The following is a 4,980-nucleotide window of genomic DNA, read 5'->3' as shown; positions in this document are numbered from 1 at the left end:
GGGTGTGCAGCCCGCTGTCGGCCGGCCGGTCCAGCTCGGCCCGGAGCCGGTCCAGCACGCCCGCGGTCTCGACCAGGGAGCGGTACGAGCGGCCCGCGGGCGGGCCGGCCTCCTCGCGCCGGCCGGACTCGGCGAGCAGCCGGATCAGGGACTCGTCCGGCAGCTGGAGGATCTCCTCCAGGGCGCGGACGGCGCGCAGCGACTCCGGGCGCTGGGGGCGGCGGGCGCCCTGCTGCCAGTAACTCAGGCTGGTCACGCCGACTTTGACCCCGTGGCGCGAGAGATGGTGCTGGACGCGCTGGAGCGGCAGGCCGCGCGCGGCGATCGCGGCGCGCAGCGCCACGTGGAAAGGACCGCCCCGCAGGGCCGTGTCCAGTTCCCCGGTGGGAGGGTCCGCGTGCTCTAGGACATGCCGCATGCCGTGGGGCCTTTCTGTCGGTGTCACTACGGCTGGTCAGACCGTCTGCGCGGGTGTTCGGGGCCACCCCCGTGGCGTCGTGGACGCCTCTGGCCGCGCGCGCCGCGCCCCTTCCTGCGCGTGCCGGCCCCGAGTTCCCCCGCATTGAAGCGTGTTGACCAGAACCCGACAACACCTTGGGGTCGTACGCCCCGTACTACTGGCCGGACCCCGTCCCCCGGCGCCCCGCCGGCGCAGACGGACGAGACCCCCGGCGGTCCGCGCCGGTGCCCCCGGACGGGCCGCGTGGCCGGGGTCGTCCACAGGCCCGACGCGGTGTCGTCGCTCGCCAGTAGGGTGTGAGACATGGCCGATCCCTCCAGCTACCGCCCCAGGCCGGGTGAGATCCCGGACACCCCCGGGGTGTACAGGTTCCGTGACGAGCACCGCCGGGTGATCTACGTCGGAAAGGCGAAAAGCCTGCGCCAGCGCCTGGCGAACTACTTCCAGGACCTGGCGAACCTGCACCCGCGCACCCGGACGATGGTGACCACCGCCGCGTCCGTGGAGTGGACCGTGGTGTCCACCGAGGTCGAGGCGCTGCAGCTGGAGTACTCCTGGATCAAGGAGTACGACCCCCGGTTCAACGTCAAGTACCGCGACGACAAGAGCTACCCGTACCTCGCGGTGACGATGAACGAGGAGTTCCCCCGCGTCCAGGTGATGCGCGGTCACAAGAAGAAGGGTGTCCGGTACTTCGGGCCGTACGGACACGCCTGGGCCATCCGGGACACCGTCGATCTGCTGCTGCGGGTCTTCCCGGTGCGCACCTGCTCGGCGGGCGTGTTCAAGAACGCCGCCCGCACCGGCCGCCCCTGCCTGCTGGGCTACATCGGCAAGTGCTCCGCCCCCTGCGTCGGCCGGATCAGCCCCGAGGACCACCGGGACCTGGCCGACGAGTTCTGCGACTTCATGGCCGGTCGCACCGGCACCTACCTCCGCCGCCTGGAGAAGCGGATGACGGAGGCGGCCGAGGACATGGAGTACGAGCGGGCCGCCCGGCTGCGCGACGACATCGGGGCCCTGAAGAAGGCCATGGAGAAGAGCGCGGTCGTGCTCGCCGACGCGACCGACGCCGACCTCGTAGCGGTCGCCGAGGACGAACTGGAGGCGGCCGTGCAGATCTTCCACGTGCGCGGCGGCCGGGTGCGCGGCCAGCGCGGCTGGGTGACCGACAAGGTCGAGGAGATCACGACCGGCGCCCTGGTCGAGCACGCCCTCCAGCAGCTGTACGGCGAGGAGACCGGGGACGCCGTGCCCAAGGAGGTGCTGGTCCCGGCGCTGCCCGAGCCGGTGGAGCCGGTCCAGGAGTGGCTGACCGGCCGCCGCGGGGCGAACGTGTCGCTGCGCATCCCGCAGCGCGGCGACAAGAAGGCGCTCATGGAGACCGTGCAGCGCAACGCCCAGCAGGCGCTCGCCCTGCACAAGACCAAACGCGCCTCCGACCTCACCACCCGTTCGCGCGCCCTGGAGGAGATCGCCGACGCCCTCGGCCTGGACAGCGCCCCGCTGCGCATCGAGTGCTACGACATCTCGCACCTCCAGGGGGACGACGTGGTCGCCTCCATGGTCGTCTTCGAGGACGGCCTCCAGCGCAAGGGCGAGTACCGCCGCTTCCAGATCAAGGGCTTCGCGGGCCAGGACGACGTCCGCTCCATGCACGAGGTGATCACCCGCCGCTTCAAGCGGTACCTCGCGGAGAAGGAGCGGACGGGGGAGTGGGCCGACGGCGAGGAACCGGGCACCGACGGCGGGGCCGTGCTCACGGACGAGCGGCCCGGTGCCGCCCCCGGCGGTACCGGCACCGCGCCCTGGGGCGCCACGGCTCCGCCCACCGGCACCGTGCCCCCGCCCCCCGCCGGCACAGGGTCCGGCGTGCCCGCCGCCCCCGGAACCGCTCCGCGGTCCGCCCCCCTCACCACCGGGCCCGACCCTCTCGACGATCCCGTCGCGGGCCCCCTGGGCGGCTCCCCCAAGGGCGACGACGGCCGGCCCCGGAAGTTCGCCTACCCGCCCCAGTTGGTCGTGGTCGACGGCGGTCAGCCGCAGGTCGCCGCGGCCCGGCGGGCGCTGGACGAACTGGGGATCGACGACATCGCGGTGTGCGGCCTGGCCAAGCGGCTGGAGGAGGTCTGGCTGCCCGGGGAGGACGACCCCGTGGTGCTGCCCCGCACCAGTGAGGGCCTGTACCTGCTGCAGCGCGTCCGGGACGAGGCGCACCGGTTCGCGATCACCTACCAGCGCATCAAGCGGGCCAAGCGCTTCCGGGCCGGCCCCCTGGACGAGGTCCCCGGCCTCGGCGAGACGAGGAAACAGGCGCTCATCAAGCATTTCGGCTCGGTGAAGCGGCTGCGGTCCGCCACAATCGAACAGATCCAGGAAGTGCCCGGGATAGGCCGCAAGACGGCCGAGACCATCGCCGCGGCCCTCGCCCAGGCGGCCCCGGCCGCACCCGCCGTGAACACGGCGACCGGAGAGATCATGGAAGACGGGGAACCCGGGACGACGGCGGGTTCCTCGGGGGAGCCCGTGACCGCGGGCCCCCCGGACGAACGACGGGGGCAGGAGACATGAGCGAGAACGAAACACAGCCCACCCAGCGCCGAGATCAGGCGCACGCCGACCCGGGCGGGGAGACCGCCCCGCCGCCCACCGGCCAGGAGACCGGCCGGGACACGGGCGACGACGACGGAGCACAGGTGAGTACGGGCGGCGAGACCCCCGGGGTCCCCGAAGCGGCGATCCCCGAACTGGTGATCATCTCCGGCATGTCCGGAGCGGGCCGCTCGACGGCCGCGAAGTGTCTGGAGGACCTCGGCTGGTTCGTCGTGGACAACCTGCCGCCCGCCCTCATCCCCACCATGGTCGAACTGGGCGCGCGCTCCCAGGGCAACGTGGCGCGGATCGCGGTCGTGGTGGACGTCCGCGGCCGGCGCTTCTTCGACAACCTGCGCGAGTCGCTGGCGGACCTGGAGGCCAAGCACGTCACCCGGCGGATCGTCTTCCTGGAGTCCTCCGACGAGGCCCTGGTGCGCCGCTTCGAGTCGGTGCGCCGCCCGCACCCCCTCCAGGGCGACGGCCGCATCGTGGACGGCATCGCCGCCGAGCGGGAGCTGCTGCGCGAGCTGCGCGGCGACGCCGACCTGGTGATCGACACCTCCAGCCTCAACGTGCACGAGCTGCGGGCCAAGATGGACGCCCAGTTCGCCGGCGAGGAGGAGCCCGAGCTGCGGGCCACCGTGATGTCCTTCGGGTTCAAGTACGGCCTCCCGGTCGACGCCGACCTCGTCGCGGACATGCGGTTCCTGCCCAACCCGCACTGGGTCCCGGAGCTGCGCCCCTTCACCGGGCTCAACGACGAGGTCGCCGCCTACGTCTTCAACCAGCCCGGCGCCAAGGAGTTCCTGGACCGCTACGCCGAGCTGCTGCGGCTGATCGCGGCCGGCTACCGGCGTGAGGGCAAGCGCTACGTGACCATTGCGATCGGCTGTACCGGGGGCAAGCACCGCTCTGTCGCGATGTCGGAGAAACTCGCCGCGCGCCTCGCGGCCGAGGGTGTGGAGACGGTGGTCGTACACCGGGACATGGGACGGGAATGACGGAACGTACACCGCGGCTGGGCCGGCTGCGCCGGATGGTGCCCGAGGCGCGCTCCGGCCGCTCGGGCGGGACCCGTGCCGGCCGCCCGGTCGAGGCCCGCGGGGGCCGGCCCCGCCGCCGGGGCGCACAGCCCAAGGTCGTCGCGCTCGGCGGCGGCATGGGTCTGTCGGCCTCGCTGGCCGCGCTGCGCCGGATCACCGGCGATCTCACCGCCGTCGTCACCGTGGCCGACGACGGCGGCTCCAGCGGACGGCTGCGCGACGAGCTGGGCGTGCTGCCGCCCGGCGATCTGCGCAAGGCGCTGGCCGCGCTGTGCGGGGACGACGACTGGGGCCAGACCTGGTCCCGTGTCATCCAGCACCGCTTCCAGTCCCAGGGCGACCTGCACGACCACGCGGTGGGCAATCTGCTGATCGTCGCCCTGTGGGAGCAGCTCGGTGACCACGTCCAGGCGCTGGACCTGGTCGGCAAGCTGCTCGGCGCGCACGGACGGGTGCTGCCCATGTCCGCCGTGCCGCTGGAGCTCCAGGCCCTGGTCAAGGGGCACGATCCGGAGCATCCGGAGGCCGTGGACACCGTGCGCGGGCAGGCCACCGTGGCGCTGACGCCCGGCGAGGTGCAGTCCGTGCACCTGGTGCCGAACGACCCGCCGGCCGTGCCGGAGGCCCTCGCGGCGGTCCTGGACGCGGACTGGGTGGTGCTCGGCCCCGGGTCCTGGTTCTCCTCGGTGATCCCGCATCTGCTGGTGCCCGAGCTGCTGGACGCCCTGACCGAGACCAAGGCCCGCAAGGTCCTGTCCCTGAACCTCGCTCCGCAGCCGGGGGAAACCGACGGCTTCTCCCCGCAGCGTCATTTGGAGGTTTTGGGGCGACACGCCCCTAAACTCGCCCTGGACGTGGTGCTCGCCGACGAGGCCGCCGTGC

General features: G+C 72.9%; 3 protein-coding genes and 1 pseudogene. 3 read left to right on the top strand and 1 reads right to left on the bottom strand.

The window, feature by feature from the left end; all coding sequences use genetic code 11:
- A pseudogene (locus VT52_RS33190) lies at positions 1-418 on the bottom strand (hypothetical protein); the annotation flags it as partial.
- Positions 419-763: 345 nt separating this feature from the next.
- On the opposite strand from VT52_RS33190, the gene uvrC reads away from it, so the two are divergent.
- The 3 genes from uvrC to VT52_RS33175 all read left to right on the top strand — a co-directional run.
- Positions 764-3,031 (top strand): excinuclease ABC subunit UvrC, encoded by a 2,268-nt coding sequence (gene uvrC / locus VT52_RS33185; protein ID WP_071387747.1) that lies wholly within the window; start codon positions 764-766, stop codon positions 3,029-3,031.
- Entirely contained in the window at positions 3,028-4,056 is a 1,029-nt protein-coding gene (rapZ, locus tag VT52_RS33180; RefSeq protein WP_046423888.1) for an RNase adapter RapZ, read from the top strand. The genes uvrC and rapZ overlap by 4 nt, the downstream gene beginning before the upstream one ends.
- Positions 4,053-4,980, top strand: a 928-nt coding sequence (locus VT52_RS33175) for a gluconeogenesis factor YvcK family protein (protein WP_071387746.1), incomplete at its 3' end; no start/stop codon positions are given. The genes rapZ and VT52_RS33175, both read left to right, overlap by 4 nt.

The sequence above is a fragment of the Streptomyces malaysiense genome, assembly GCF_000980885.2.
Lineage (GTDB): Bacteria > Actinomycetota > Actinomycetes > Streptomycetales > Streptomycetaceae > Streptomyces > Streptomyces malaysiense.
Note: the sequence above shows the minus strand (reverse complement) of the source record. Positions and strands in the feature narration are given on the sequence as shown.

Bases quoted from the DNA above. Each gene is read 5' to 3' on its own strand.
- uvrC (WP_071387747.1), top strand. From the start codon at position 764: ATGGCCGATCCCTCCAGCTACCGCCCCAGGCCGGGTGAGATCCCGGAC.
- rapZ (WP_046423888.1), top strand. From the start codon at position 3,028: ATGAGCGAGAACGAAACACAGCCCACCCAGCGCCGAGATCAGGCGCAC.